At 65.1% G+C, this 24,411-nt stretch carries 29 protein-coding genes; 13 read left to right on the forward strand and 16 right to left on the reverse strand.

Annotated features, from left to right (window positions below; all coding sequences use genetic code 11):
• The 11 genes from ACYQ4T_RS16065 (at window position 1) to ACYQ4T_RS16115 (ending at window position 10,114) form a co-directional block, all read left to right on the forward strand.
• Window positions 1-486, forward strand: a complete 486-nt coding sequence (locus ACYQ4T_RS16065; protein ID WP_459856075.1) for a hypothetical protein — start codon at window positions 1-3, stop codon at window positions 484-486.
• Window positions 483-2,378 (forward strand): ABC transporter ATP-binding protein, encoded by a 1,896-nt coding sequence (locus tag ACYQ4T_RS16070; RefSeq protein WP_459856077.1) that lies wholly within the window; start codon window positions 483-485, stop codon window positions 2,376-2,378. The genes ACYQ4T_RS16065 and ACYQ4T_RS16070 overlap by 4 nt, the downstream gene beginning before the upstream one ends.
• Window positions 2,375-4,285: an ABC transporter substrate-binding protein gene (locus ACYQ4T_RS16075; RefSeq protein ID WP_459856080.1), complete on the forward strand. Its 1,911-nt coding sequence runs from the start codon at window positions 2,375-2,377 to the stop codon at window positions 4,283-4,285. Before ACYQ4T_RS16070 ends, ACYQ4T_RS16075 begins: the two co-directional genes overlap by 4 nt.
• A 61-nt stretch (window positions 4,286-4,346) precedes the next feature.
• Entirely contained in the window at window positions 4,347-5,378 is a 1,032-nt protein-coding gene (locus ACYQ4T_RS16080) for an ABC transporter permease (RefSeq protein WP_459856082.1), read from the forward strand.
• Window positions 5,375-6,547, forward strand: a complete 1,173-nt coding sequence (locus ACYQ4T_RS16085) for an ABC transporter permease (RefSeq protein ID WP_459856085.1) — start codon at window positions 5,375-5,377, stop codon at window positions 6,545-6,547. The genes ACYQ4T_RS16080 and ACYQ4T_RS16085 overlap by 4 nt, the downstream gene beginning before the upstream one ends.
• A gap of 15 nt (window positions 6,548-6,562) precedes the next feature.
• Window positions 6,563-7,189, forward strand: a complete 627-nt coding sequence (locus ACYQ4T_RS16090; protein WP_459856088.1) for a LysE family translocator — start codon at window positions 6,563-6,565, stop codon at window positions 7,187-7,189.
• Window positions 7,190-7,336: 147 nt separating this feature from the next.
• Window positions 7,337-7,711, forward strand: a complete 375-nt coding sequence (locus ACYQ4T_RS16095) for a hypothetical protein (protein ID WP_459856091.1) — start codon at window positions 7,337-7,339, stop codon at window positions 7,709-7,711.
• 131 nt (window positions 7,712-7,842) lie between these two features.
• The gene (locus tag ACYQ4T_RS16100) at window positions 7,843-8,793 is read left to right on the forward strand and encodes a hypothetical protein (RefSeq protein WP_459856093.1); all 951 of its coding nucleotides are present in this window, start codon (window positions 7,843-7,845) and stop codon (window positions 8,791-8,793) included.
• 111 nt (window positions 8,794-8,904) lie between these two features.
• A complete protein-coding gene (locus ACYQ4T_RS16105) occupies window positions 8,905-9,300 on the forward strand; it encodes a hypothetical protein (RefSeq protein WP_459856096.1) in 396 nt (131 codons plus the stop codon).
• Between the two features lie 57 nt (window positions 9,301-9,357).
• Window positions 9,358-9,720, forward strand: a complete 363-nt coding sequence (locus ACYQ4T_RS16110; protein ID WP_459856098.1) for a hypothetical protein — start codon at window positions 9,358-9,360, stop codon at window positions 9,718-9,720.
• Window positions 9,721-9,748: 28 nt separating this feature from the next.
• Window positions 9,749-10,114: a hypothetical protein gene (locus ACYQ4T_RS16115; protein ID WP_459856101.1), complete on the forward strand. Its 366-nt coding sequence runs from the start codon at window positions 9,749-9,751 to the stop codon at window positions 10,112-10,114.
• Between the two features lie 23 nt (window positions 10,115-10,137).
• Here ACYQ4T_RS16115 and ACYQ4T_RS16120 read toward each other — a convergent pair whose 3' ends face one another.
• The 10 genes from ACYQ4T_RS16120 to hisB form a co-directional block, all read right to left on the reverse strand.
• Window positions 10,138-10,743: a glutathione S-transferase family protein gene (locus tag ACYQ4T_RS16120; protein ID WP_459856104.1), complete on the reverse strand. Its 606-nt coding sequence runs from the start codon at window positions 10,741-10,743 to the stop codon at window positions 10,138-10,140.
• Window positions 10,744-10,855: 112 nt separating this feature from the next.
• Entirely contained in the window at window positions 10,856-11,218 is a 363-nt protein-coding gene (locus ACYQ4T_RS16125; RefSeq protein ID WP_459856107.1) for a histidine triad nucleotide-binding protein, read from the reverse strand.
• A gap of 17 nt (window positions 11,219-11,235) precedes the next feature.
• Entirely contained in the window at window positions 11,236-12,540 is a 1,305-nt protein-coding gene (locus tag ACYQ4T_RS16130; RefSeq protein WP_459856109.1) for an ABC transporter ATP-binding protein, read from the reverse strand.
• An 11-nt stretch (window positions 12,541-12,551) separates the two neighbouring features.
• A complete protein-coding gene (locus tag ACYQ4T_RS16135; RefSeq protein ID WP_459856112.1) occupies window positions 12,552-13,433 on the reverse strand; it encodes an ABC transporter permease subunit in 882 nt (293 codons plus the stop codon).
• A complete protein-coding gene (locus tag ACYQ4T_RS16140) occupies window positions 13,427-14,281 on the reverse strand; it encodes an ABC transporter permease subunit (protein ID WP_459856115.1) in 855 nt (284 codons plus the stop codon). Before ACYQ4T_RS16140 ends, ACYQ4T_RS16135 begins: the two co-directional genes overlap by 7 nt.
• A 127-nt stretch (window positions 14,282-14,408) precedes the next feature.
• A complete protein-coding gene (locus ACYQ4T_RS16145) occupies window positions 14,409-14,735 on the reverse strand; it encodes a phosphoribosyl-ATP diphosphatase (protein WP_459856117.1) in 327 nt (108 codons plus the stop codon).
• Window positions 14,736-14,744: 9 nt separating this feature from the next.
• Window positions 14,745-15,509: an imidazole glycerol phosphate synthase subunit HisF gene (gene hisF, locus ACYQ4T_RS16150; protein ID WP_459856120.1), complete on the reverse strand. Its 765-nt coding sequence runs from the start codon at window positions 15,507-15,509 to the stop codon at window positions 14,745-14,747.
• Between the two features lie 13 nt (window positions 15,510-15,522).
• Window positions 15,523-16,269, reverse strand: a complete 747-nt coding sequence (gene hisA / locus ACYQ4T_RS16155) for a 1-(5-phosphoribosyl)-5-[(5-phosphoribosylamino)methylideneamino]imidazole-4-carboxamide isomerase (protein WP_459856122.1) — start codon at window positions 16,267-16,269, stop codon at window positions 15,523-15,525.
• Window positions 16,266-16,901, reverse strand: a complete 636-nt coding sequence (gene hisH / locus ACYQ4T_RS16160) for an imidazole glycerol phosphate synthase subunit HisH (protein ID WP_459856125.1) — start codon at window positions 16,899-16,901, stop codon at window positions 16,266-16,268. The genes hisA and hisH overlap by 4 nt, the downstream gene beginning before the upstream one ends.
• A 1-nt stretch (window position 16,902) precedes the next feature.
• Window positions 16,903-17,520 (reverse strand): imidazoleglycerol-phosphate dehydratase HisB, encoded by a 618-nt coding sequence (gene hisB, locus ACYQ4T_RS16165; RefSeq protein WP_459856127.1) that lies wholly within the window; start codon window positions 17,518-17,520, stop codon window positions 16,903-16,905.
• A 129-nt stretch (window positions 17,521-17,649) separates the two neighbouring features.
• On the opposite strand from hisB, the gene hslV reads away from it, so the two are divergent.
• Entirely contained in the window at window positions 17,650-18,234 is a 585-nt protein-coding gene (hslV, locus tag ACYQ4T_RS16170; RefSeq protein ID WP_459856129.1) for an ATP-dependent protease subunit HslV, read from the forward strand.
• A gap of 4 nt (window positions 18,235-18,238) precedes the next feature.
• Window positions 18,239-19,603: an ATP-dependent protease ATPase subunit HslU gene (gene hslU, locus ACYQ4T_RS16175; protein WP_459856131.1), complete on the forward strand. Its 1,365-nt coding sequence runs from the start codon at window positions 18,239-18,241 to the stop codon at window positions 19,601-19,603.
• A 94-nt stretch (window positions 19,604-19,697) separates the two neighbouring features.
• On the opposite strand, the gene ACYQ4T_RS16180 is transcribed toward hslU, so the two are convergent.
• From ACYQ4T_RS16180 to ACYQ4T_RS16205, 6 genes are all read right to left on the reverse strand, one after another.
• Complete coding sequence (locus tag ACYQ4T_RS16180; protein WP_459856133.1) at window positions 19,698-20,498, reverse strand: undecaprenyl-diphosphate phosphatase; 801 nt, start codon at window positions 20,496-20,498, stop codon at window positions 19,698-19,700.
• Between the two features lie 103 nt (window positions 20,499-20,601).
• Entirely contained in the window at window positions 20,602-20,952 is a 351-nt protein-coding gene (locus tag ACYQ4T_RS16185; protein WP_459856135.1) for a helix-turn-helix domain-containing protein, read from the reverse strand.
• Entirely contained in the window at window positions 20,949-21,518 is a 570-nt protein-coding gene (locus ACYQ4T_RS16190) for a Smr/MutS family protein (RefSeq protein ID WP_459856137.1), read from the reverse strand. Before ACYQ4T_RS16190 ends, ACYQ4T_RS16185 begins: the two co-directional genes overlap by 4 nt.
• A 6-nt stretch (window positions 21,519-21,524) precedes the next feature.
• Entirely contained in the window at window positions 21,525-22,211 is a 687-nt protein-coding gene (locus tag ACYQ4T_RS16195) for a LutC/YkgG family protein (protein ID WP_459856139.1), read from the reverse strand.
• Window positions 22,208-23,626 carry a LutB/LldF family L-lactate oxidation iron-sulfur protein gene (locus ACYQ4T_RS16200; RefSeq protein ID WP_459856141.1) on the reverse strand — a complete coding sequence of 473 codons (1,419 nt, stop codon included), beginning with the start codon at window positions 23,624-23,626 and terminating at the stop codon, window positions 22,208-22,210. Before ACYQ4T_RS16200 ends, ACYQ4T_RS16195 begins: the two co-directional genes overlap by 4 nt.
• Window positions 23,627-23,630: 4 nt before the next feature.
• Window positions 23,631-24,410, reverse strand: coding sequence for a (Fe-S)-binding protein (locus ACYQ4T_RS16205; protein ID WP_459856143.1), 780 nt, complete (start codon window positions 24,408-24,410; stop codon window positions 23,631-23,633).
• Window position 24,411: the final 1 nt, after the last annotated feature.

The raw sequence follows: 24,411 nt of genomic DNA on the forward strand, positions 1-24,411 counted from the left end.
ATGGTCGAGCTGCGCTATCCGGTTTCAAGCCTGGTCTATGACTACCTGCGGGGGATCTTGGGCCTCGGCATCAGCGTGGTGATCATGCAGTCGATCGACGCCGATACGCCGATCTTCTGGGTGATCCTCGGCCTTGCCGTGTTGTTCCTGGTCTGGCTGGCCAATACCGCATTGCGGCATGCGAGCCGGATCCGCTTCGACGAAGAGGGGCTGCACAGCATGCCCTGGCCGAAGAAGAACATCGCCTGGAGTGGACTCGAGGAGATGGCGCTGCGCTACTATTCTACGCGGCGCAAACGTAAGGATGGGTGGATGACGCTGACGCTGAAGTCTGGCAAGCAAAAGATCGACATCGAATCCACCCTGCCGCATTTCGCGGACATCGTCGCGCGCGCCGCCTATGCGGCCAAGCAGGCGAATCTGCCACTGGACCAGATCACCATCGAGAACATGGACGCGATCGGCGTCAAGGTGGACGCTGCGTGACCGATCTCCTGAACGTTAAGGACCTCAAGGTCGATTTCGTCCTCGACGGCATCGTCATTCCTGCCGTGCGCGGCGTCTCATTCCGGGTGCCCAAGGGCAAGACCGTGGCACTGGTCGGCGAATCCGGTTCCGGCAAGTCGGTCTGCGCCCAGGCCATCATGGGAATCCTGCCCAAGGTCGCGAACATCACTGGTGGCCAGATCCTGTTCGATGACTCGGCGCGCCTTGGAAAAGAAGGGGGCCAAGGCGTCCTCGACATCGCCCAGCAGCCGCGCAACGGCGCGGTCATGCAGAAGCTGCGCGGCGGCTCGATCTCGATCATCTTCCAGGAGCCGATGACCTCGCTGTCGCCGGTCCACACGGTCGGCGACCAGATCGGCGAAGCGCTGCACCTCCATCGCCAGGTGAGCAAGGCCGAGGGTACTGCGGCGGTGCTCGAGATGCTGCGCCTGACCGGCTTTCCGGATCCGGAGCGCGCGCTCAAGACCTATCCGTTCGAGCTCTCCGGCGGTTTGCGCCAGCGCGCCATGATCGCCATGGCTCTGGTCTGCCGGCCGGCCTTGCTGATCGCCGACGAGCCGACCACCGCGCTCGACGTCACCTTGCAGGCGCAGATCCTGAAGCTGATGTCGGATCTGAAAGCCGAGCTCGGCATGGCGATGCTGATGATCACCCATGACCTGGGCGTTGTCGCCAACATGGCCGACGAGGTCGTGGTCATGTATCACGGCGAGGTCCAGGAATCCGGCACCGCGCAGGACATCTTCACCCACCCGGAGCATCCTTATCTGCGGGCGCTGCTGAAGGCGGTGCCGCGCTTCGGCATGGAGCCCGGCGAACGCCTGACGCCGATCCGCGAGATCAAATCCAAGCCGACCGGCATGTTCGCGGACGCGAAGGCGCTGCCGAAGGATGGACCGGAAGTCGACTTGCCGCTGCTCTCGATCGAAGGCATCTCCAAGACCTATCGCATCCGCAAGGGCGGCTGGATGGGCGGCGGCGATCGCGTCATCCATGCGGTCGCCGATGTCGGTTTCGAAGTGAAGCGCGGCGAGTGCCTGGGCCTGGTCGGCGAATCCGGCTGCGGCAAGACCACGCTCTCGAAGCTGATCATGCGCGCGATCGATCCCGATTCCGGGGTGATCCGCTACAACGACCACGGCAAGCTGGTCGATGTGCTGCGCTTGCAAGGCCGGCCGTTGAGCGAGTTCCGCAAGAAGATCCAGTTCGTGTTCCAGGATCCCTTCGCCAGCCTCAACCCGCGCATGACCGTGCTCGACATCATCAGCGAGCCGCTGGTGATCCATAACGTCGGCACGCCGAAAGAGCGGATCGAGATGGTGAAGGAGCTGATGTCGCTGGTGGGCTTGAACGTGAAGCACCTGCGCCGCTATCCGCACAGCTTCTCCGGCGGCCAGCGCCAGCGCATCGGCATTGCGCGCGCATTGGCCCTGAAGCCCGACCTGCTGATCTGCGACGAGCCGGTCTCCGCGCTGGACGTATCGATTCAGGCGCAGATCCTCAATCTGCTGAAGGATTTGCAGGCGCGGCTCGGGCTCACCTATATCTTCATCTCGCACAATCTCGCGGTGGTGGATTACGTCGCCGACCGTATCATGGTGATGTGCGCCGGCCGCGTGGTCGAGTTGGCGCCGGCGGCCAGCCTGTTCAAGAACCCGGTGCATCCCTACACCAAGGCCCTCCTGGCCGCGGTGCCGGATCCCTCGCTCACCCATCGCCTCGACTTCGAGAAGCTGATGGGCGGCAAGGCCTCGGTACCGGCCGCCTGGCCCGCACCCTTCACCATCGATGCCGACAACCAGCCGAGCCTGGTCGATATCGGCGACGATCATTGGGTGCGCGCCGCGATCAGCATCCGGAGCGCGGCATGAAGCTCCGTTCGCTCGTTCTCGCCGCAGGCCTGCTGTTCGCCGCAAGCGCCGCAAGCGCCGACTGGATCAGCCCGCCCTACTTTGCCAAGGACGAGCAGGAAGGCGAGCTGCCGCCGATCGCCGAGCGGCTGCCCGAGCATCCGGCCGTCGCCACGATGCCGGAGCAGGGCCAGCAGGGCGGCGAGCTGAAGACGCTGCTGGCCAGCGCCCGCGACAACCGGCAGATCTCCTACTACTCCTACGCGCGCCTGGTCTGCTACGACCGGAATTACAAGCTGCAGCCCGACATCCTTGAGAGCTACGAGGACAAGGACGACAAGGTCTTCACGCTGCACTTGCGCAAGGGGATGAAGTGGTCGGACGGCAAGCCCTTCACCACCGAGGACTTCCGCTATTGGTGGGAGGACGTCGCCAACAATCCCGAGCTCTCGCCCTCCGGTCCGCCGAAGGATCTCATCGTCAACGGCAAGCCCCCGGTGGTCGAGTTCCTCGACGAGACCACCGTGCGCTATTCCTGGGACGCGCCCAACGCCGACTTCCTGCCGAAGCTTGCGGGTGCCGCGCCGCTCTACATCTACCGCCCGTCTCATTACCTGAAGAAATTCCACGCCAAGTACGCCGACCCGGAGAAGCTGGCCGAAGCAGTGAAGGATGCCGAGCAGCCGAGCTGGGCCGGCCTGCACAACCGGCGTGACAATATGGGGCGCAACGACAACCCGAAGCTCCCGACCCTCGATCCCTGGGTCCTGCGCACCAAGCCGCCGGCGCAGCGCTTCGTCTACACCCGCAATCCCTATTACTACCGGGTCGACCAGGCGGGGCATCAGCTCCCCTACCTCGACCAGCTGATCGTCGACGTGGCGGCCTCCTCGCTGATCCCGACCAAGACCGGCGCCGGAGAGACCGATCTCCAGGCGCGCTATCTCCGGTTCGACAACTACACCTTCCTCAAGGTCGGCGAGAAACGCGGCACCTATTGGGTGCGGCTCTGGGACGACGGGCGCGGCAGCAATCTCGCGCTCTTTCCCAACCTCAACACCAACGACGATGTCTGGCGCGAGCTGATGCGCGACGTGCGGTTCCGCCGTGCCCTCTCGCTCGGCATCGACCGCCACGAGATCAATCAAGCGATCTATTTCGGCCTCGGCAACGAGGGCGGCAACACGCTCATTCCGGCGAGCCCGCTGTTCAAGCCGGAATATCGCAACGCCTGGGCCAATTTCGATCCGGTGCTGGCCAACCGCCTGCTCGACCAGATCGGCCTCACCGAGCGCGACGAGAACGGCATCCGCCTGCTGAAGGACGGAAGGCCCGCGCAGATCATCATCGACATCGCCGGCGATTCCACCGAGGCGACCGACGTGCTGGAGCTGATCAAGGACACTTGGCACACGATCGGCATCGATCTCTATCCCAAGCCCTCGCAGATCGAGGTCATGCGCAACCGGATCTTCTCCGGCGACGCGCAGATGTCGCTGTCGAACGGCATCGACAATGGCTTCCCCTCCGCCGATATGAGCCCGCAGGACTTCACCCCGACCACGCAGCAACAATACCAGTGGCCGAAATGGGGCCAGTATCTGGAAACTGGCGGCGAGGACGGTCAGAAGGTCGACCTGCCGGAAGCGACGAAGCTGCAGGACCTGATGGGCCAGTGGCGCCGCGCGGGAGACAGCGCAGCGCGCGCTCAGATCTGGGGACAGATCCTGTCGATCTGGGCGGACCAGGTCTATACAATCGGCACGGTCGCCGGAATTCCGCAGCCGGTGGTCGTCTCGCGGCATCTGAAGAATGTGCCGGAGCGCGGCATGTGGGCTTTCGAGCCGGGCGCGAGTTTCGGCGTCTACAAGCCGGACACGTTCTGGCTGGACGCGCCCGGCCCGCTCAGTCCGGTGGCGGAGAAGTAGTCGGAGAAGCCGGCAGGGGAGTGCCGGTGCGTGCGTTAAGAGACTTGGTCTAGGGGATTCGATGCTGCGTTATCTGGTCCAGCGGCTGTTCGTGATGATACCGACGCTGCTGGTGATCAGCTTCCTGGTCTTTGCGATCATCCAGGCGCCGCCCGGCGACTTCCTGGAAAGCATGATCGCCGAGCAGCAGTCGCGCGGCGAGAACGTGAACAACGACAAGATCGAGTTCCTGCGTCACACCTACGGCCTCGACCAGCCGTTCTACCTGCAATATCTGCACTGGATGTTCGGCAACTGGGATGGGCTGAAGCACGAGGGCGGCGGGCTGATCTTCGGCGACATGGGCTATTCCTTCGAGCATATGCTGCCGGTGACCGAGGTGATCGGCGATGCACTCAGCCTCACCGTGCTGATCTCGATCGCCTCGATCTTGTTCGTCTGGGTCGTCTCCTTCCCGATCGCGGTCTATTCTGCGACCCATCAATACGGCTTCTTCGACTATGTCTTCACCTTCCTGGGGTACCTCGGCCTTGCCACGCCGAGCTTTCTGATCGCCCTGGTGCTACTCTACTTCGCCAACATCTGGTTCGGCACCTCGGTCGGCGGGCTCCTCGACCCGCAATACATCGACCAGCCCTGGAGCTGGGGCAAGTTCGCCTCGCTGATGGAGCATATGTGGGTGCCGGTGCTGGTGATCGGACTGCCGGGCACCGCCGGCATGATCCGGCGGTTGCGCGCGAATCTGCTCGACGAGCTGAACAAGCAGTATGTGGTGACCGGCCGGGCCAAGGGCCTGCCGCCGTTCCGCCTGCTGGTGAAATATCCGCTGCGGATCTCGCTCAATCCCTTCATCGCCGACATCGGCAGCCTGCTGCCGGAGCTCATCTCCGGGTCGGTCGTGGTTTCGGTGGTAATGTCGCTGCCGATTACCGGGCCAATCCTGCTCGCGGCCCTGCGATCCCAGGACATGTACCTCGCCGGCTCCTTCCTGATGTTCATGGCGCTGCTGACGGTGATCGGAATCTTCGTTTCCGATCTGGCCCTCGCCCTGCTCGATCCCCGAATCCGCTTCGGCGCCGGGGGCGGCAAATGATCGAGATGAACGCCGATCCCCAGCCGCTGAAGCACAGCGTCTCGCAGGCGCCCTTCGATCCCTATTCGGTCGAGGTGGTCACGCCGGAGCAGGAGAAGATCTATCTCGCCTCGCAATGGCGGATGATGTGGCTCCGCTTCAAGAAGCACCGGCTGGCGGTGGTCTCCGCGATCGTGCTGGCGGTGATGTATGTCGCGATCCTGTTCGTCGAGTTCCTGTCGCCGTACAATCTTCATTCGCGCAACGTCGATTCGATCTTCGCGCCGCCGCAGCGAGTCCACCTGTTCGACAAAGGCGAGTTCATCGGGCCCTTCGTCTATGCCTATGACTACAAGCTCGACATGGAGACGTTGAAGCGCGTCTATACGCCGAACCCCGAGAAGCCGCAGCCGATCCGCTTCTTTTGCCGCGGCGACAGCTACAAGTTCTGGGGGCTGATCGAGGGACAGACCCACCTTTTCTGTCCGCCCAACGGCGGCACCCTCTTTCTCTTGGGCTCCGATCGGCTGGGGCGCGACATGTTCTCGCGAATCCTCTACGGCATGCGGATCTCGCTCACCATCGGCCTCGTCGGCGTGACGGTCTCCTTCGTGCTCGGCATGCTGCTCGGCGGGCTGGCCGGCTATCACGGCGGCTGGGTCGATGACCTGGTGCAGCGCGCGATCGAGATCCTGCGCTCGATCCCGCATCTGCCGCTCTGGCTCGCGCTGGCGGCGATCCTACCGGTGAACTGGTCGCCGCTGCTGATCTATTTCGGCATCACCATCATCCTCGGCCTGATCGACTGGACCGGCCTGGCCCGCGCAGTGCGCTCGCGGCTGCTCTCCTTGCGCGAGGAGGATTTCTGCGTCGCCGCCGAGCTGATGGGCGCCAGCCCCGGCCGCATCATCTTCCGCCACCTGATGCCGAGCTTCATGAGCCATCTCATTGCCTCGGCGACCCTGGCGATCCCCGGCATGATCCTCGGCGAGACTGCGCTCTCTTTCCTCGGCCTCGGCATCCGGCCGCCGATCGTCTCCTGGGGCGTGCTGCTCAACGAAGCGCAGAATATCCAGGTGGTGGCGCTGTATCCCTGGTTGATGCTGCCGATCGTTCCGGTCATCATCGTGGTGCTCGCCTTTAACTTCATGGGCGACGGCCTCCGCGACGCGGCCGATCCCTACAAGTAATCCGCGGAGGAGACGATGACGCCGACCCTCGCCATTCTCGCGATTTCTGGCGCCATCGCGGTCGGCGCCGCCAGCCCCGGGCCGAGCTTCGTCATGGTGATGCGCACCGCCCTGGCCCGCTCCCGCGCCGACGGTGTCGCGGCGGCCTTCGGCATGGGAATTGGCGGCGTCATCTTCTGCACCCTCGCCTTGCTCGGCATGCGTGCGGTCTTCGCCCAGGCGCCCTGGCTCTATCTCGGTTTCAAGGTCGCGGGCGGCGCCTACCTGCTCTATCTCGCCCTGCGCATGTGGCTGGGCGCCCGGCAGCCCTTCATCGCCGAGGCCGGCGCCGCGGCGCGGCCGCAGGTCCTGAAGAGCTTACTGCTGGGGCTTGCGACCCAGCTCAGCAACCCGAAGACCCTGGTCTTCTACGGCAGTGTCTTCGCGCTGCTTCCGGCAGACCTGCCGACTTGGAGCTATCTGGTGCTGCCGCCGGTGATCATGGCGATCGAGACCGGCTGGTACATGATCGTGGCCCTGGTCTTCTCGCTCCGGAGGCCGCGCGCCGCCTATCTGCGCTGGAAGACCTGGGTCGACCGCTTCGCGGCCGGCGTCATGGGCGCGCTCGGGCTGAAGCTGATCTTCTCCTCGGCCAAGGCCTAGCCAACCGCACACGTCCTTAACCACCCTGCGACAAGGCGCCCCGCCGGTTTAACCACGAATGCCACAACCGGGGATTTAATCCGGCTTGACCCCATGAGGGCCTGAAGTAGTATCGGATTTCGAGGCATCTTCGTGGGGATATCATCCATGTTGCGTATTCTGGGCGCCGCGCTGGTTGCGGTGCTGCTTGCCGGCTGTGCATCGTCGCTGAGCGGCGATTATGCGCGCGGCAAGGGCAAGACCCTCTCGGTCACCAAGGACGTCTGGGCGGGCTATCAGGAATATCTCTCCCTCATCAGCGGCACCAATCCCGGCGATTTCGTCGTCGCCGCAGTTGACGGCGTGGCGCTGGGCTATACCGCCGGCTACTGCCCGGCGGCGGGCTGCCTGATCATGGGCGGCAGCCGGCACAACAAGTTGATGAACGAGTGCCGGAGCTACGGCCCGGGCGTGGAATGCATCCTGTTCGCCCACAGCTCGGACATCCTGGTCGACTATAAGATCGTCGAGAACATCAATTAGCGCCGGCTCTGCCCCGCCGCCTCCCGTCGAGGTCGCGGCGTCGCGCCGATTGACAGGCTGACGCCCCCTCGCTATTCCCAGCCGGACCCTCGGCGCGGACCGCCGATCGAGCTTGGGAGTGACAGCGCCCGATGAGCGCAAGCAAGAATCGCGATCTGGCGTTCATCCTGGGCGCGGGCAAGACCGCCACGACCTCGCTCTGCGGCATGCTGAACAGCCATCCCGACGTCTTCATGATGTGCGAGGTGCTGCTGAACAACAGCCATGTCTCGCGCTACGGCACCAAGCTGGTGAAGGCGCAACCCGAGCTGCTGTCCTGCTTCTTCCGTCCGGCCGGCGCCGACAAGCTGGAGAACTACCGCCGGGCTCACGAAATCCTGCGCGCCCACGGCTTCGCCAGGCAATGCTTCGGCGACAAGCTGGTCGGGATCGATTCGAACTACGCGAAGGATTTCAAGGATACCCGGGTCATCTACAGCGTGCGGCGGCTGCCCGAATGGATCGCCAAGGATTCCGTGCGCGCCTGGTTCCCGCTCGACGTCGACGTGGTCCCGTTCGCGACCCAGTATACCAAGCATTTCGTCGAGAGCTTCCTGATCCCACGCATCTACCACGTGCGGATGGAAGCCTTTCTGAAGAAGAACGCGAGCGTGGTGCGGGACATCTGGCAGTTCCTGGAGATCGATCCGCCGGCGAGAGCCGAGCTCTGGTGGGAGACGATCGGCCATTACCCCTCGGGCGACCCCAAGGGCGCCTTGAACTGGTGGCGCGGCCATGCCTCGAGCGCGGTGGCCCCCCAGGACAACGACACCCAGGCGCAGATCCGGCAGAACGCCTTCTGGGCCGAGATCATGCCGATCTTCAACAAATACTACGACGGCGTCGGCCAGAGCTTCGCCCGCGCCGAGATCGAAGCCGACCTCGAGACGCTGCAGACGATGATCGGCCGGCACCGGCAGCCGTTCGAGACCTGCTTCAAGGTGGCGGATTCCGAAAGCCGCAACCGCCGCTTCAAAGACGAGCGGGCCGCGGCGAAGAAGAAAGGCGTCGGCCGGATCCTGCGGGCGATCGGCCTGAAATAGCCGCGCCGATCAAGGCACTCGTTACAACCTAGGATTTTATCCGCGCTTGATCTTCCGGCGCGCCTGAGTAGTAATGTACTCAGTCGAGTTCGCGTGGGGAGTGGGGTTAGGATGCTGGAATTTGTGGGCGCCGCGATGCGGGCGGCACGGCCGGCCGCGCGCGTGGGTGTTCTCACCCTGGTGGCGGCGATCTTTCTCGGCGGCTGCGTCAGCGGTTACAAGAGCGAGTATGACAAGCCGGACGGCAAGGTCTTGCTGGTCAGCAAGGACCACTGGGCGGATTTCCAGAAGTATCTGGGCGACATCGGCAGCACCCGGGATGGCGCCTTTGCCATGGGCGTCAATCAGGGCCACAGCGACGGCTGGGCCAGCAGCTCCTGCCCGATCGACGCTTGCTATGGCAGCAACACCGCCACCGAGGTGATGCGGCGCTGCCGCCAAGGCGGCGAATGCGTGCTGTTTGCCATCGATGACCGGATTCTGGTGAACTACAAGATCGAAGAGTAAGTGCTGCGCGCGCCGGCGCGTCACGGCACATGAATCCACCATAAGGAAAGAGCTGAAATGTTGCGCATTGCCGCCGTGCTGGCTGCCGGGCTGCTGTTGACTGCCTGCGCGTCTCCTTTGAGTGGCGAATATGCCGGGAGCAACGGCAAGACCTTGCTGGTCACCCAGAAGGTCTGGGGCTGGTACAAGGAATATCTCACTAAGATCAGCGGCGTGAACCGCGGCCTGTTCGTCGTCGCGGTTTACAACGGCGTCGCGTCCTCGGCCTACTACTACTATTGCCCGGGCACCAGCTGCCTGTCGGCGAACTACAGCAAGAAGGCGATGGACGGCTGCAGGAGCTACGGCGCCGAATACGAATGCATCCTGTTCGCCAACAGCGGCAGCGTCGTCGTCAACTACAAGGTCATGGGCGAATAGCCCGCGGATCGACCGAGGAAATTTCCCGATGCTGCGCATTCTCGGCGCCCTGATCCTGTCGGGCCTGCTGACGGCCTGTGCCTCCTCCTTCCCCAGTCCCTACGACGCGCCGGAAGGCAAGGTCCTGATCGTCCGTGGGGTGGAATGGAAGGAGTTCGAGACCTATCTCTCGATGATCGGGAATACGCGTCCCGGCGCCTTCGTCATGCACGTGACCAACGGGCAGACCGACGAGTTCAACTACAGTCTCTGCGAATATGACTCCTGCTACGGCGGTCCGGCCTATGCCAATGGCGCAATGAATCGCTGCCGTAAGCGTGGTGGCGGCGAATGCGTGATGTTCGCCGACAACCGCGACATCCTGGTGAACTACAGGATTGCCGAGCAGCCATAGAGGCCAAGGCGCCGGCTGGGGCCTCAGTCGGTGATCGCGATATGCCGGCCTTGTGCCGCGACGCGACCGAGCCAGTCCTGGATCGCCGGATAGCGCCTGAGCTCGAAGGCGCCGCCCTCCTCGGCAACATGGGTGTAGGCGTAGAGAGCGATGTCGGCGATCGAGTAATCATTGCCGGCAAACCAGCGATGATTCCTCAAATGTCCTTCCATCACGCCGAGCGCGCGCTCGCCGCCGGCGATCTTGGCCGGCAACAGCGGCTCGTTCTGGGGCGTCTTGCCGAGATGCGCGACCCAGTGCCGGACCACGGCGATGGTCGGCTCGTGGCTGTATTGCTCGAAATTCATCCACTGCATCGCCTGGCCCTGGTCCCAGCGATCGCTCGGCCAGTATTTCGTGCCCTGTGCCAAGTAGAAGAGGATGGCGTTGGATTCGAACAGCACGCGGCCGTCGGGGAATTGCAGCGCCGGCACCTTGCCGTTGGGATTGATCTTCAGGAATTCCGGCGTCCGGGTCGAGCCGTCATCGACGTTGAACTCGATCCGCTCGAAGGGAATTCCGAGATGATGCAGCAGCAGCCGCACCTTGTAGGCGTTGCCGGAAATCGCGCTGTCATAGAGCCGATGCATCTCATCCTCCCCGTCCCGAAGACGGCCGGACCATCGCAAGCGCGGCGCCGACCGGCAATAGAGGTTTCCTCACAGCTGATGTGAGGGGAAGTGGAGAAATGTATGGGTGCAATCAGTCCAGCGCGACCATCCGGCCCATGTTCTGGCCGCCGAGGATATGGATGTGATAGTGCGGCACCTCCTGCCGGCCGTCGGCGCCGGTATTGGCGATGACGCGGTAGCCGGTCACCGCGACACCCACCGCCTTCGCCACCTTGCCGATCGCACGGTGCATGGCGGCGAGCTCGGCATCCGAGGCCTTCTCGGAGAAGTCCTGGGCGGAGACGTAGGGTCCTTTGGGAATGATCAGGACATGGACCTTGGCCTGGGGACGGATGTCTTTCAAAGCGAGGACATGCTCGTCCTCATAAACCTTGTCGCTCGGAATCTCGCCGCGGATGATCCTGGCGAAGATGTTGTTCATGTCGTAGCTCATGGCGGCCCCCATAACCGTCAGCTCGGATTTTCCAAGGTGAAGCGCTGCGCGTCGTCATCATAGGCGAAGATTTCGGCGAAGCGGCCCCAGTTTATCACGCTCCGCAGAGTCATTTCAGCCGCTTCCCGCGTCATATGGTCCTGCAGCTCCTCGCTGAATCGGCTCTTCGGCGCCGCGCGGTTCGGGCGCTCGTCCAGCACCCGCCGGATATGCGCGGCCAGCGGCAGATAGGCGATCAAATGCTGGGCGAAGATCCGCTTCTTCTCGGTGATCTCGGACTCGGCGAAGCGACGGCCGGCTTCGGTCAGGCGGATATCCCCGCCCTCGAGCTCGACCAGGCGCAGCATCTGCAGCGTCTCGGCGACCGGGAACAGTTCGTCGATCTCGAGCTGCAATTGGCGGGCAATCTCGGGCAGGTCGGCGCGGCCGGAATAGGGCCTCTCCGCCACCGCCTCGGCCATGCCGGCCAAGAGATTGGTCGAGACCCGCGGCAGGATGGTGGCGATACCCGTGCCCGGGAATTTCTCCGCCCGGGCGAGCGCTGCGACCGGGTCCTGGCGTGCGGTCATCGCCACATAGATTTTTTCGACCAGGGCGCGGAAGGCGGGATCCTGGCGGTTGCGGGGATGCGGCAGGTCCACCTTCAGCTCCAGCAGGATGCGGCCGGGATTGCTGGCAAAGAGCAGGATGCGGTCGCACATCTGCACCGCTTCCTCGATGTTGTGGGTCACCAGCACCACGGCCTTGATCGGCAGCTGGCCCTCGGACCAGAGGTCGAGGAAGTCGGTGCGCAACGTCTCGGCGGTCAGCACGTCCAAGGCCGAGAAGGGCTCGTCCATCAACAGGATGTTGGGGTGCGTGACCACGGCGCGGGCGAAGCCAACCCGCTGGCGCATACCGCCGGAGAGCTCGCGCGGGAAGGCGCTCTCGTAGCCGTCGAGGCCAATCATGTCGATCGCGGCCAGCGCGCGGCTGCGCTTCTCCGCGGCCGCGACGCCCATCGCCTCGAGGCCGATCTCGACATTCTCCAGCACGGTCAGCCAGGGGAAGAGCGCGAAGTTCTGGAACACCATGGCGATGCCCGGCAGCGGACCCTGAACCGGCTTCCCCAGGTATTCCAGCGCGCCGCCATTGGGCCGCGAAAGACCGGCGATCAGGCGCAGCAGGGTCGACTTGCCGGAGCCGGAGCGGCCGAGCAGACCCACCAGCTCACCCTCCCGCAGGCTGAGATCGACATTCTCCAGCACGACCAGCGGCTCGCCGTTCGGGCGGCGGAAGCTCTTGTTGGCGCCATTGACGGCGAGAATTCGCTCACCAGGCATGGAACATCTCCTCAGTTCATCCGGTACTTGCGCTCGGCCAGGGCGAAGAGCGGCCGCCAGAGCAGCCGGTTCAGGCCGATCACGTAGACGATCATCACCACGATCCCCAGCACCACGCGGTCCATGTCGCCTTGCTCGGTCGCCTGCGCGATATAGGCGCCGATGCCATGGGCCTTAAGGTGGCGGTCGCCCCAGCTCACCCATTCGGCGACGATCGCGGCGTTCCAGGAGCCGCCGGAGGCAGTGATCGCGCCGGTGAGATAGAAGGGAAAGACGGCCGGCAGAGCAAACCTGCGCCACCAGAGCCAGCCCTTGAGGCCGAGATTGCCGCTCGCGTCCTTCAAGTCGCGCGGAATCGCCGAAGCGCCGGCGATCACGTTGAACAGGATGTACCACTGGGTTCCGAGCGCCATCAGCGGCGAGAGCCAGACATCGGGATCGAGATCGAGCGCGACGATCGCCGAGACCGCGAGCGGGAAGAGCAAGTTGGCCGGAAAGGCCGCCAGCATCTGCGCCACCGGCTGCAATGCCGCGGCGAGGCGCGGCCGGAGCCCGATCATGACTCCGACCGGCACCCAGACCAGGCTGGCGAGCGCAATCAGCACCAGCACCCGCACCAGGGTCGGCAGGCCGAGCAGCAAGGCATGGACGATCTCCCGCTCGGGAAAGGTCCGGTGCAGATGGAGGGCGAAGACGCCCAGGCCGACGAGGCCGGCCAGGATCAAGCCGGCATTCCACAATCGGTCGCCGATCGGCCGCCGGCAATCGGGCTCGGGCACGGCGACCTGTCGCGCGGCGTCGAGACGCGTCCAGCGCAGCGAGGCATCGAAGCCGGCCAGCACGGGACGGCTCGCGTGGTCGATCAGGCTGGAGCGCTGCAGCACGGTCAGCATCCAGGCCGCGGCCGCGGCGTCTCGTCCTCCTCCCCGGGGCGGAAGCGGTCCGACCAGGCGACCAGCGGGCGGAACAGGAGCTGATCATAGATCAGGATCACTGCCAGCATCACCGCGATCGCCCAGTAGATCGCACTCAAGTCTTGGTCCGCCACGGCGACCGCGATGTAGGAGCCGATCCCCGGCAGCAGGAGATTGGTCGAGCCGACATTGATCGCCTCGCAAGCGACCACGAAGAACCAGCCGCCCGACATCGACATCATCATGTTCCAGATAAGGGCCGGGGCAGCGAAGGGTACTTCCAGCCGCCAGAAGCGCATCCAGGCGGAGAAGCGCAGGCTGCGCGATGCTTCCTTGAGATCGTCGGGAATGATCTTCAGCGACTGATAGAAGCTGAAGGCCATGTTCCAGGCCTGGCTGGTGAAGATGGCGAAGATCGCCGCCAGCTCCGCGCCCAAGGCATGGCCGGGCGCCAGGGCCATGAAGGCGGTGACGGTGACCGAGATGAAGCCCAAGACCGGCACCGACTGCAAGATGTCGAGCATGGGCACCAGCACGGTTTCTGCCCGGCGGCTTTTTGCGGCGAGGCTGGCGAAGGCGAAGGTAAAAATGAGCGAGGCCGCCATCGCCGCCAGCATCCGCATGGTCGAGCGCAGCGCATAAAGCGGCAGGTTCCAGGGCGAGAGCGAGATCGGCGCGCTCTCGGCCGCCATGGGCGCGGCCATATGCCGGCCGGCATCGGCGAAAGCCAGCAGAAAGGCGAGGATCAGCCCGGCGGCGACCAGGTCATGGAGATTGAAGCCGCGGCGCGCCCCTTGGACGGCAACAGGGGAGGATTGCCGCAACATCGGCTCTGCTCCATCGTCGTCGTCCTTTGCAAGAGTGGGTATGCGCCGTGCACTTAGTGCCGGCGCCGCAGGGCGTCAAATTGAATCGGGCGGATGATACCGGCCGTTACACGAAAGACGGTGGCGCTCAGTCCTTCGCGCGCGCGGCTTTCTCGGCGATGCCGGAAATGCCTTCGCGGGCACGGAGCGCGGCCCAGACTTCGTCGGGCTTCACGTCGAGCGCCGCCCAGAGGACCAGCAGGTGATAGAGCAGGTCGGCGGATTCCGAGATGACGCCGTCCTTGTCGCCTTTTACGCCCTCGATCAGCGTCTCGACCGCTTCCTCGCCGAGTTTCTGGGCGATCTTCTTCTTGCCCTTGGCGAAGAGCTTGGCGGTGTTCGATTGCGTGGGATCGGCGCCGCGCCGGGTGAGGATCACCCGGTAAAGCTGCTCAAGAACATTGTCTTCCGCCATGAACGCCCCCTAACGCACCAGCCGCATCGGCAGGCCGGCTTTCGCCATATGCGCCTTGGCCTCGGCAATCGTATAGGTGCCAAAGTGGAAAATGGATGCGGCCAGAACCGCGGTCGCATGGCCGTCGCGGATACCTTCGACCAGATGGTCCAGCGTGCCGACGCCGCCCGACGCGATCACCGGCACGGTGACCGCATCGGCGATCGCGCGCGTCAGCGCCAGATTGTAACCGGCCCGGGTGCCGTCACGGTCCATCGAGGTGACCAGCAGCTCGCCGGCGCCGTTCTCGGCCATGCGTTTGGCAAAACCTACGGCGTCGATACCGGTGGCGTTGCGGCCGCCATGGGTGAAGATCTCGAACCTGCCCGGTACCGTCTCCTTGGCGTCGATCGAGACCACGATGCACTGGTCGCCGAATTTCTGCGCCGCCTGTTTGACGAAGTCCGGGTCGCTCACGGCCGCGGTGTTGATCGAGACCTTGTCGGCACCGGAGAGCAGCAGCTTGCGGATGTCCTCGATCTTGCGCACGCCGCCACCGACGGTCAGCGGCATGAAGCAGGCTTCGGCGGTCCGCTGCACCACGTCGTAAAGCGTGTCGCGGTTGTCCGAGGAGGCGGTGATGTCGAGGAAGCAGAGCTCATCGGCACCAGCCTGGTCGTAGACCCGCGCTTGCTCGACCGGATCGCCGGCATCGACCAGGTTGACGAAGTTGACGCCCTTCACCACGCGCCCATCCTTCACGTCGAGACAGGGGATGATGCGCATCTTCAGCATGCCCGAACTCCCCTTAGGCGGCCTTCAAGGCAGTGATCGCGGCGCGCAAGTCCAGTCGGCCATCATAGAGCGCGCGGCCGGCGATGACGCCGGCGATCCCGCCGCCGGCCTTCTTCGATTGCGGCAGCACCGCTTTCAAACGGTCGAGGTCTTCGGGACCAGCGACCCCGCCCGAGGCGATCACCGGGATGGTAAGGCGGGACGCGAGCTCGGCGGTGGCTTCGGCGTTTACGCCCTGCAGCAGGCCGTCACGGTCGATGTCGGTGTAGATGATCGCGGCGACGCCGGCATCCTCGAAGCGGCGGGCGAGGTCGAGCGCCGTCACATCGCTGGTCTCGGCCCAGCCCTCGACCGCGACCCGGCCGGCCTTGGCATCGATGCCGACGGCAATGCGTTTCGGAAAGAGTTGCGCCGCACCCTTCACCAGCTCCGGCTTCTTTAGCGCGACGGTGCCGAGGATGACGCGGGCGATACCCTTCTTCAACCAATCCTCGATCCGCGCCAGGTCGCGGATGCCGCCGCCGAGCTGCACCGGGATCTTCACGGCCTTGAGGATGGCTTCCACCGCGGCGGCGTTGACCGGCGCGCCGGCAAAGGCGCCGTCGAGGTCGACGAGGTGCAGCCATTCGGCGCCGTCGCGCAGGAACTTGCCGGCCTGGTCGGCGGGGTCGGCGTTGAACAGGGTGACCTGGCCCATGTCGCCTTGGCGCAGGCGCACGCATTGGCCGTTCTTGAGGTCGATCGCGGGGAACAAGATCATTGGGGACGCCACTTCAGGAAGTCGCCGAGAAGCCTCAGGCCGACGGCCTGGCTCTTCTCCGGGTGAAACTGCACGCCGAGCATGTTGTCGCGCCCGATCGCCGCGACCACCGGCCCGCCATAGTCGATGCGCGACAGCACGTCTGCGTCATGATCGGCGACGAAATGATAGGAATGCACGAAATAGGCGTCCGCGTCCTTCGGCAGGCCCCGCAAGACCGGATGCGTCGAGGCGGTGAGGTTGTTCCAGCCGATCTGCGGGATTTTCAGGCTCGCGTCGCTGGGCTTGAGCTTGACGACCTTGCCCTTGATCCAGTCGAGGCCGCGGTGCTCGCCATATTCGATGCCAAGCGTCGCCATCAGCTGCATGCCGACGCAAATACCGAGGAAGGGGCGCTGCTTGTTCAGCACCGCCTCGTTCAGCGCCTCGATCATGCCCGGCAAGGCTTCGAGCCCCGCCTTGCAATCAGCAAAGGCGCCGACACCCGGGAGCACGATCCGGTCGGCGGCCCGCACGGCCGCGGGATCGGCACTGACCGCGACGTCGATGCCGCTGCCCTTCGCCGCTTCCATGAGCGCCTTGGCGGCGGATTTCAGATTTCCCGCGCCGTAATCGACGACCACGACGGCCATGTCAGGCTTTCAGCGTTCCGCCGAGCACGCCCTTGGTCGAGGGGATCGCATCGGACTTGCGGGGATCGATCTCGACCGCAACGCGGAGTGCGCGCGCGAGGCCCTTGTAGCAGCTCTCGACGATGTGGTGGTTGTTCTCACCGTAGAGGTTCTCGACATGGAGTGTGAGGCCGGCCGCCTGCGCGAAGGCCTGGAACCATTCCTTGAAGAGCTCGGTGTCCATCTCGCCGAGCTTCGGCTTGGTGAAATTCACCTTCCAGATGAGATAAGGCCGGTTGGAGGCATCGAGCGCCACCCGCGTGAGGGTCTCGTCCATCGGGATCATGGCATCGCCGTAGCGGTTGATGCCGCGCCGCTCGCCCAAAGCCTGAGAAACCGCCTCGCCGATGGCGATGCCGGTGTCCTCGGTGGTGTGGTGGAAGTCGATGTGGAGATCGCCCTTCGCCTTGACGGTGAGGTCGATCAGGCTGTGGCGCGAGAGCTGCTCCAGCATATGGTCCAGGAAGCCGATCCCGGTCGCGATCTCGGACTTGCCCGAGCCGTCGAGATCGACTGAGACCGAGATCTCGGTTTCCTTGGTCTTCCGTTGAACGCTCGCCTTACGCCCGAAAGCCTGCATCGAAGGGGTCCAATACCTTGCCAAAGCCGTGCTGGGCGGGTTTCTTACCAGCGTTATCCCGAGAGGCCAAGCAGCCGCAGCTTGAACGCCCCAGTTGAATCCCCGGCCTCGTTAACCTATTTGAGCCCCATGTCGCAGAACTCCTCCCAAGACGCCGCCGCCCACGGCCTTTCGCCTTGGCACGGCACCACCATCCTCTTGGTCCGCAAAGGCCCGGAAGTCGTGCTGGCCGGTGACGGCCAGGTGACCGTCGGCCATACGGTGATGAAATCCAATGCCCGCAAGCTCCGGCGCCTCGGCAAGGCGGATGGCCCCGGCCAAGTGATCGCCGGGTTTGCCGGCGCGACCGCCGACGCCCTGACCCTGTTCGAGCGGCTGGAGGGCAAGCTGGAGCAGCACCCGGGCCAGCTGGCGCGCGCCTGCGTCGAGTTGGCCAAGGATTGGCGCACCGATCGCTACCTGCGGCGTTTGGAAGCGATGATGGCGGTCGCCGACAAGTCGGTCAGCCTGGTGCTGACCGGGACCGGCGACGTCCTGGAGCCGGAAGACGGGCTGATCGGCATCGGCTCCGGTGGCGCCTATGCGCTGGCGGCGGCGCGGGCTTTGATCGACCGCGAGGAGCTCGACGCCGAGGCCATCGCCCGCAAGGCGATGCGGATCGCCGGCGATATCTGCATCTACACCAACCACAACGTCATCCTGGAAAAGCTGTAACGCCATGGCCGAACCCGCGAAGAAGCTTGAAGCCCCGGCCGAATCCGCCGCCGCGGCGCTGACCCCACGCGAGATCGTGTCGGAGCTCGACCGCTTCATCGTGGGGCAAGGCGAGGCCAAGCGCGCGGTCGCCATCGCGCTCCGCAACCGCTGGCGCCGGCAGCAGCTTCCCCCGGAGATCCGCGACGAGGTCATGCCGAAGAACATCCTGATGATCGGCCCGACCGGCGTCGGCAAGACCGAGATCGCGCGGCGCCTCGCCAAGCTCGCCCAGGCGCCGTTCCTGAAAGTCGAGGCCACCAAGTTCACCGAGGTCGGCTATGTCGGCCGCGATGTCGAGCAGATCGTGCGCGACCTGGTGGAGATCGCGATCGCTATGACCAAGGAAAAGGCGAAGCGCCAGGTGACCGCGAAGGCCGAGGGTCTGGCCGAGGAGCGCGTCCTCGATGCCCTGGTCGGCACCGATGCCAGCGCCGAGACCCGGTCCAAATTCCGCCGCATGCTGCGTTCGGGCGAGCTCGACGGCAAGGAGATCGAGATCAACGTCAAGGATGCGGGCGGCGGCAATCTGCCGACCTTCGACATCCCCGGCATGCCCGGCGCCAGCATGGGCATGATCAACCTCAACGAGGTGCTGGGCAGCGCGCTGGGCGGCGGGCGGCAAAAGCCGCGCCGCATGACCGTCGCCGATTCATACGAAGTGCTGATCGCCGAGGAGAGCGAGAAGCTGCTGGACCAGGAGAAGGTGACGGCGGAATCGATCCGCGCGGTCGAGCAGCACGGCATCGTCTTCCTCGACGAAATCGACAAGATCTGCGCCCGCTCCGAGCATGGCCGGGTCGGCGCCGATGTCAGCCGCGAAGGCGTGCAGCGCGACCTGCTGCCGCTGATCGAAGGAACGCAGGTCTCGACCAAGCACGGGCCGGTCAAGACCGACCATATCCTGTTCATCGCCTCGGGCGCCTTCCATCTGGCCAAGCCCTCGGACCTGCTGCCCGAGCTGCAGGGCCGCCTGCCGATCCGCGTCGAGCTCAACGCGCTCACCCGCGAGGACATGAAGCGCATCCTGGTTGAGCCGGAAGCGAGCCTGATCAAGCAATATGTCGCCTTGCTGAAGACCGAGGACGTGACCCTCGATTTCGCCGAGGACGCGATCGACGCCCTGGCCGATCTCGCCACCGACATCAACGCGACGGTCGAGAATATCGGCGCGCGGCGGCTTCAGACCGTGATGGAGCGGCTTTTGGAAGAAGTCTCCTTCACCGCCAGCGAGCAGAGCGGCAAGACCATCCGCATCGACGCCCAGATGGTGAAGGACAAGGTCGCACCGCTGGCGAAGAACGCGGACCTGAGCAAGTTCATCCTGTAAACCCTTGCGTCATGGCCGGGCCCGACCCGGCCATCTCCAGCCGGCTTCGCTCGGCACGAGACCCGCGGGTCAAGCCCGCGGGTGAAGGCATAGGTCATCCCGCGTAAAGCAGCCAGACGCCGAAGCCGAGGCCGAAGAGGATGCGATACCAGGCGAACGGGGCGAGCCCGTAACGGCCGACGAAGCCGATCAGCCCTTTGACCACCGGGATCGCCACGACGAAGGCGGTGACGAAGCCGACCGCGATCAGGCCCAAGCCATCCGTGGTGAGGTCGTGGCGCGCCTTCCAGAGGTCGAGCACGCTGGCGCCGAGCATGGTGGGGATTGCGAGGTAGAAGGTGAACTCGGTGGCGATCCGGCGATCGACGCCCAGGAGCTCGCCGCCGAGGATGGTGGCGCCGGAACGGCTGATGCCGGGGATCATCGCCAGCGCCTGGCAGAAGCCGATCCCCAGCGCCGTCTTCATCGGGATGTCCTCGATGCTCTTGTAGCGCGGGCGCGGCGCGATGCGCTCGATCACCAGGATCACGATGCCGCCCAATACCAGCGTCACGCAAACCACCCAGGATGAAAACAGTTTCTCCTTGATGAAGTCGTGAAAGATCAGGCCCAGCACCACCGCCGGCAGGAAGGCGAGCAGGACCGCCAGGGCGAAACGCCGCGCGCCGGGTTCGCTCGGCAGCCCGACCAAGACCTTCCACAGCCGACCGAAATTGAAGACCACGACCGAGAGAATGGCACCAAGCTGGATCACCACCTCGAAGACCTTGCCCGTCGTGTCCTGGAAGCCGAGCAATTCACCAGCCAGGATCAGATGTCCGGTTGAGGAGATCGGCAGGAATTCGGTGAAGCCCTCGATCGCGCCAAGGATGATGGCCGAAATCCAGTCGTTCATGAAACCTCAGGGAAAGGCAGGGGAGGGCTGGGACGAGGCTTACGCGAACGCAGGCGAACCGGCAAGGGTTCCCGCTATGACAGCGTGTGACGGGAAGCTGACATCACTTGCCGAGCTGCTTCAGGATCGCCTTCAGCGCCAACTCATCCAGCGCCTTGATCTTCGTCCGCAGCCGGTTCGCCACCTCGGTCGCGAGCGGCGAGAGTCCGCGTGTGTCGATGCTGGGCTTGGGATCGGAAAGCTCGGCCAGGGCCTTCAGCTCGTCGACCTCCTCCCAGGCGAGATTGAAATAGGCCGCCACCTGCTGCACGAAGCCCGGCTTCGGCTGCGCCCGATGCCCATGCTCGAGGGCGGAAAGATAGGCCGAAGAGACTTTGAGCGCCCGCGCCATGTCCTTGAGCGCACGGCCATGCTGCTGCCGGAGATCGCGCAGGCGCTGGCCGAAGGGAGTCATCGGCGCTCCTCCTTCTTCCGCTTCAGCAGTACGTAGAGTGCGCCTTCGCCGCCGTGTTGCGGCTCGGCGTAGTCGAAGGCGAGGACGTGGCGGCGCAAGCTGGGCTCGTTGAGCCAGCGCGGCACGTTCTCGCGCAGCACGCCGGATTTCGCGCCGGTGATGCCCTTGCCGGTGATCACCAGCACCATGCGTTTCCCGGAAGCGTGGGCGCGGGCGAGGAAGTGGTGCAGGTCGTCATGCGCCTCCTGCTGGGTGCGGCCGTGGAGATCGATCTTGCCTTCGATCGGCGTCTTGCCGCGGCGGAAGCGCTCGGCCTGCCGCTTGTCGATGCCGACCGCGTGGCCGTGCGTGAGTTCGTGCGGGCGTGATGGCGGCGGCATGACGGGTGCCGGCGCTTTCGGCGGCGGCGCCTTGGTCTTCGGCTTGGCAGGCTTCGGGACGGGCTTTTCCGCAGGCGGCGGCAACGGCTTCGGCTCGGACTTGCGGCGCCGCTTCAGCGGCGTCGCGGTCTTGGCGATCATCTGCCAGAGCGCCCGCTCTTCGTCGCTGATCGGGCGGCGCGCCATCCGGATTCAGAGGGTCGGGCGCGCAGAGGGTTTCGGGGCATCGACCAGGATGACATGCAGCCGCTTCGGGCCATGCGCACCCATCAGCAGAATCTTGCCGATATCGGCACTCCGAGACGGCCCGGTCACGAAGCTGACCGTACGCGGCATGGCGCCGTTGGAGAGATCGCCGCCCTGCTTCGCGCGGAGCGCGGTCCAGCCTTCCTCATAGGTGCCGACCAGCTCATCGGCATAGACGACGGCGATGTGGGTTTCGGGCAGGAAGTGCAGGGTGTTCGGCGTCGCATCGCCGGAATGCACTATCAAGGTGCCGGTCTCGGCGACGCCGGCCAGCACCGGCGTGACCGCGGCGGAGTCGTGGCCGTCGCTGGCGCCGCTGCTGGTTTCCAGCAGCGGCTGGCTCTTCCAGTCGAGACCTTGGACCCGCGCGTCGGGTGCCAGCTTGATCTGCGGCGGAAGGTTGCGGCCCCGCAAGTACTCGGCGACCGCGGCGGGTACGTCCTCGGCGCGCGCGACCTCGGCCACCGTTGCGGCTGCGGCTTCGGCCTGCTTGCGGAACAGATCGACCAGCGCGCGGCCGGTCTGCTGGCCGCGCTGCGGCACCAGGGGTGCCGGCTTCGGCGCGCCCCTGGTGGGCGAGCGGGAGACGCCAGCACGGATCGTCGCCAGCATGCGGTCGCGATCGGTGCTCATGCTTTGCGGGCCTTCCACTGGTCGTGAAACGTCTTGCCCTGCGGCACCGGAAAGTCGCGATGCTTGGTCCAGCCGCCGGCCAGCGGCAGGGTCGTCAAGCTGCCGCGTCCGTCGGCGATGACCTTCAAGAGTCGCAGGCCCCAGCGCGCGGCGATGCGATAGAGCGCCGGGTGCTTCGCGAACCAAGCCCAGAGTCCGAGACCCGCGCGTTGCGTGGCCGGCGTGATGGCGCGGGAGAATTCCTCCTCGCGCCAATGGCGCAGCAGCTTCGGGATCGGGATCCGCACCGGGCAGACGGATTCACAGCGGCCGCAGAGCGACGAGGCATGCGGCAGGTGCTTGGCGTTCTCGACGCCGACCAAGGCCGGGGTCAGGATCGAGCCGATCGGGCCGGGATAGACCCAGCCGTAAGCATGGCCGCCGACCGCGTGATAGACCGGGCAGTGGTCCATGCAGGCACCGCAACGGATGCAGCGGAGCATCTCCTGCATCGGGCCGCCGAGATAGGCGCTACGCCCGTTGTCCAGCAACACGACATGGAAGGCCTTCGGCCCGTCGGGATCCGTCTGGCGGCGCGGCCCGGTCGAGAAGGTGACGTAGACCGACAGCTCCTGGCCGGTGGCCGAGCGCGGCAGCACGCGGAGCAAAGTCATCGCATCCTCGAGGGTCGGCACGACCTTCTCGATCGAGGTGATGGCGATGTGCATCTTCGGCAGGGTCTGCGTCAGATCGCCGTTGCCCTCGTTGGTGACGATCACCGTCGAGCCGGTTTCCGCGATCAGGAAATTGGCGCCGGTGATGCCGACATCGGCCTCGAAATACCGGTCGCGCAGCTTGGCGCGCGCCTCGGCCATCAGCGCTGCGGGTTCTTCGAGGGAACGGTTCGCGTCGAGATCGGTGTGGTGCTCGCGGAAGGTCTCCTCGACCTGGCGCTTGGTGACATGCAGGGCCGGGCCGATGATATGGCTCGGGATCTCGTGGCGGAGCTGGATGATGTATTCGCCGAGATCGGTCTCGATGGGCTCGATGCCGTTCCGCTCGAGGAAATCGTTGATGCCGATCTCCTCGCCGATCATGGTCTTGCCCTTGGTGACCGTCTTGGCATTCGCCTCGCGGCAGAGCCGGAGCACGGTCTGGCGCGCGGTCTCGGCATCGCTGCACCAGTGCACCTCGCCGCCCGAGGCCTTCACCTGGGCCTCGAACTGCAGCAGGTACTGGTCGAGATGGCCGAGGATGTGGTTCTTCAGGTCGCGCGCGCGGTCGCGCAGGAGCTCGAACTCGGCGAGGTTGTTGGCGGCCTTCAACCGGTTCGGGATCGACTGGACGCGCAGGACGCTCAGGGCTTCCTGCAGCTGCGGGTTCGCGATCGCCTTGGTGGATTCAATCGCGAAGGCATTGGCGTTGGGCTGCACCATGGCGCTATTCCGCTTCCCCGATCGCGGCATGGTCGGTCATACCGGCGAGCACTTCGGCCACGTGGCGCACTTTGACGGCACTGCCTTCGCGCTTCAGCTTCCCGGCGATGTTCATCAGGCAGCCGAGATCGCCGGCCAGCAGGGTGTCGGCGCCGCTGGCCGTGATGTCGGCGGTCTTGCGCTCGACCATCTTGTTGGAGATGTCGGGAAACTTGACGCAGAAGGTGCCGCCGAAGCCGCAACAAGCCTCGGTCTCGGCGAGTTCCGAGATCTGCACGCCTTTCACCTGGCCGAGCAGATCGCGCGGCTGCGTCTTGACGCCCATTTCGCGCAGGCTCGAGCAGGAGTCATGATAGGTGACGCGCGACGGAAACGAGGCGTCGATTCTGATCTTCGCGACCTCGACCAGGAACTGGGTGAGTTCGTAGCTGCGCGCGGCGAAAGCGACGGCGCGCGCGGCCCATTTGGGATCGTCGGCCAGCAGCTCCGGATAGTGGCAATGCAGCATGCCGCCGCAGGAACCGGAGGGAGCGACAATGTAGTCGTAGCCCTCGAAGGCCGCGATGGTGTTGCGGGCGATCGCCTGGGTGTCGGCACGGTCGCCGGAATTGTAGGCAGGCTGGCCGCAGCAGGTCTGCGCTTCCGGCACCTCGACGGTGAAACCCGCCTGTTCGATGAGTTTCACGGCGGCAAAGCCGACCGAAGGGCGGAAGAGATCGACCAGGCAGGTCACGAACAGGGCGACACGCTGGCCCTTAACGTGACCCTGGGATGCAGGCGGCATA

This window comes from Dongia sp. agr-C8, from assembly GCF_054658695.1.

Excerpts from the sequence above, each read along its gene's own strand:
- ACYQ4T_RS16065 (WP_459856075.1), top strand. The coding sequence starts at position 1 with ATGGTCGAGCTGCGCTATCCGGTTTCAAGCCTGGTCTATGACTACCTG.
- ACYQ4T_RS16075 (WP_459856080.1), top strand. The coding sequence starts at position 2,375 with ATGAAGCTCCGTTCGCTCGTTCTCGCCGCAGGCCTGCTGTTCGCCGCA.
- ACYQ4T_RS16080 (WP_459856082.1), top strand. The coding sequence starts at position 4,347 with ATGCTGCGTTATCTGGTCCAGCGGCTGTTCGTGATGATACCGACGCTG.
- ACYQ4T_RS16085 (WP_459856085.1), top strand. The coding sequence starts at position 5,375 with ATGATCGAGATGAACGCCGATCCCCAGCCGCTGAAGCACAGCGTCTCG.
- ACYQ4T_RS16090 (WP_459856088.1), top strand. The coding sequence starts at position 6,563 with ATGACGCCGACCCTCGCCATTCTCGCGATTTCTGGCGCCATCGCGGTC.
- ACYQ4T_RS16095 (WP_459856091.1), top strand. The coding sequence starts at position 7,337 with ATGTTGCGTATTCTGGGCGCCGCGCTGGTTGCGGTGCTGCTTGCCGGC.
- ACYQ4T_RS16100 (WP_459856093.1), top strand. The coding sequence starts at position 7,843 with ATGAGCGCAAGCAAGAATCGCGATCTGGCGTTCATCCTGGGCGCGGGC.
- ACYQ4T_RS16105 (WP_459856096.1), top strand. The coding sequence starts at position 8,905 with ATGCTGGAATTTGTGGGCGCCGCGATGCGGGCGGCACGGCCGGCCGCG.
- ACYQ4T_RS16110 (WP_459856098.1), top strand. The coding sequence starts at position 9,358 with ATGTTGCGCATTGCCGCCGTGCTGGCTGCCGGGCTGCTGTTGACTGCC.
- ACYQ4T_RS16115 (WP_459856101.1), top strand. The coding sequence starts at position 9,749 with ATGCTGCGCATTCTCGGCGCCCTGATCCTGTCGGGCCTGCTGACGGCC.
- ACYQ4T_RS16120 (WP_459856104.1), bottom strand. The coding sequence starts at position 10,743 with ATGCATCGGCTCTATGACAGCGCGATTTCCGGCAACGCCTACAAGGTG.
- ACYQ4T_RS16125 (WP_459856107.1), bottom strand. The coding sequence starts at position 11,218 with ATGAGCTACGACATGAACAACATCTTCGCCAGGATCATCCGCGGCGAG.
- ACYQ4T_RS16130 (WP_459856109.1), bottom strand. The coding sequence starts at position 12,540 with ATGCCTGGTGAGCGAATTCTCGCCGTCAATGGCGCCAACAAGAGCTTC.
- ACYQ4T_RS16135 (WP_459856112.1), bottom strand. The coding sequence starts at position 13,433 with ATGCTGACCGTGCTGCAGCGCTCCAGCCTGATCGACCACGCGAGCCGT.
- ACYQ4T_RS16140 (WP_459856115.1), bottom strand. The coding sequence starts at position 14,281 with ATGTTGCGGCAATCCTCCCCTGTTGCCGTCCAAGGGGCGCGCCGCGGC.
- ACYQ4T_RS16145 (WP_459856117.1), bottom strand. The coding sequence starts at position 14,735 with ATGGCGGAAGACAATGTTCTTGAGCAGCTTTACCGGGTGATCCTCACC.
- hisF (WP_459856120.1), bottom strand. The coding sequence starts at position 15,509 with ATGCTGAAGATGCGCATCATCCCCTGTCTCGACGTGAAGGATGGGCGC.
- hisA (WP_459856122.1), bottom strand. The coding sequence starts at position 16,269 with ATGATCTTGTTCCCCGCGATCGACCTCAAGAACGGCCAATGCGTGCGC.
- hisH (WP_459856125.1), bottom strand. The coding sequence starts at position 16,901 with ATGGCCGTCGTGGTCGTCGATTACGGCGCGGGAAATCTGAAATCCGCC.
- hisB (WP_459856127.1), bottom strand. The coding sequence starts at position 17,520 with ATGCAGGCTTTCGGGCGTAAGGCGAGCGTTCAACGGAAGACCAAGGAA.
- hslV (WP_459856129.1), top strand. The coding sequence starts at position 17,650 with ATGTCGCAGAACTCCTCCCAAGACGCCGCCGCCCACGGCCTTTCGCCT.
- hslU (WP_459856131.1), top strand. The coding sequence starts at position 18,239 with ATGGCCGAACCCGCGAAGAAGCTTGAAGCCCCGGCCGAATCCGCCGCC.
- ACYQ4T_RS16180 (WP_459856133.1), bottom strand. The coding sequence starts at position 20,498 with ATGAACGACTGGATTTCGGCCATCATCCTTGGCGCGATCGAGGGCTTC.
- ACYQ4T_RS16185 (WP_459856135.1), bottom strand. The coding sequence starts at position 20,952 with ATGACTCCCTTCGGCCAGCGCCTGCGCGATCTCCGGCAGCAGCATGGC.
- ACYQ4T_RS16190 (WP_459856137.1), bottom strand. The coding sequence starts at position 21,518 with ATGGCGCGCCGCCCGATCAGCGACGAAGAGCGGGCGCTCTGGCAGATG.
- ACYQ4T_RS16195 (WP_459856139.1), bottom strand. The coding sequence starts at position 22,211 with ATGAGCACCGATCGCGACCGCATGCTGGCGACGATCCGTGCTGGCGTC.
- ACYQ4T_RS16200 (WP_459856141.1), bottom strand. The coding sequence starts at position 23,626 with ATGGTGCAGCCCAACGCCAATGCCTTCGCGATTGAATCCACCAAGGCG.
- ACYQ4T_RS16205 (WP_459856143.1), bottom strand. The coding sequence starts at position 24,410 with ATGCCGCCTGCATCCCAGGGTCACGTTAAGGGCCAGCGTGTCGCCCTG.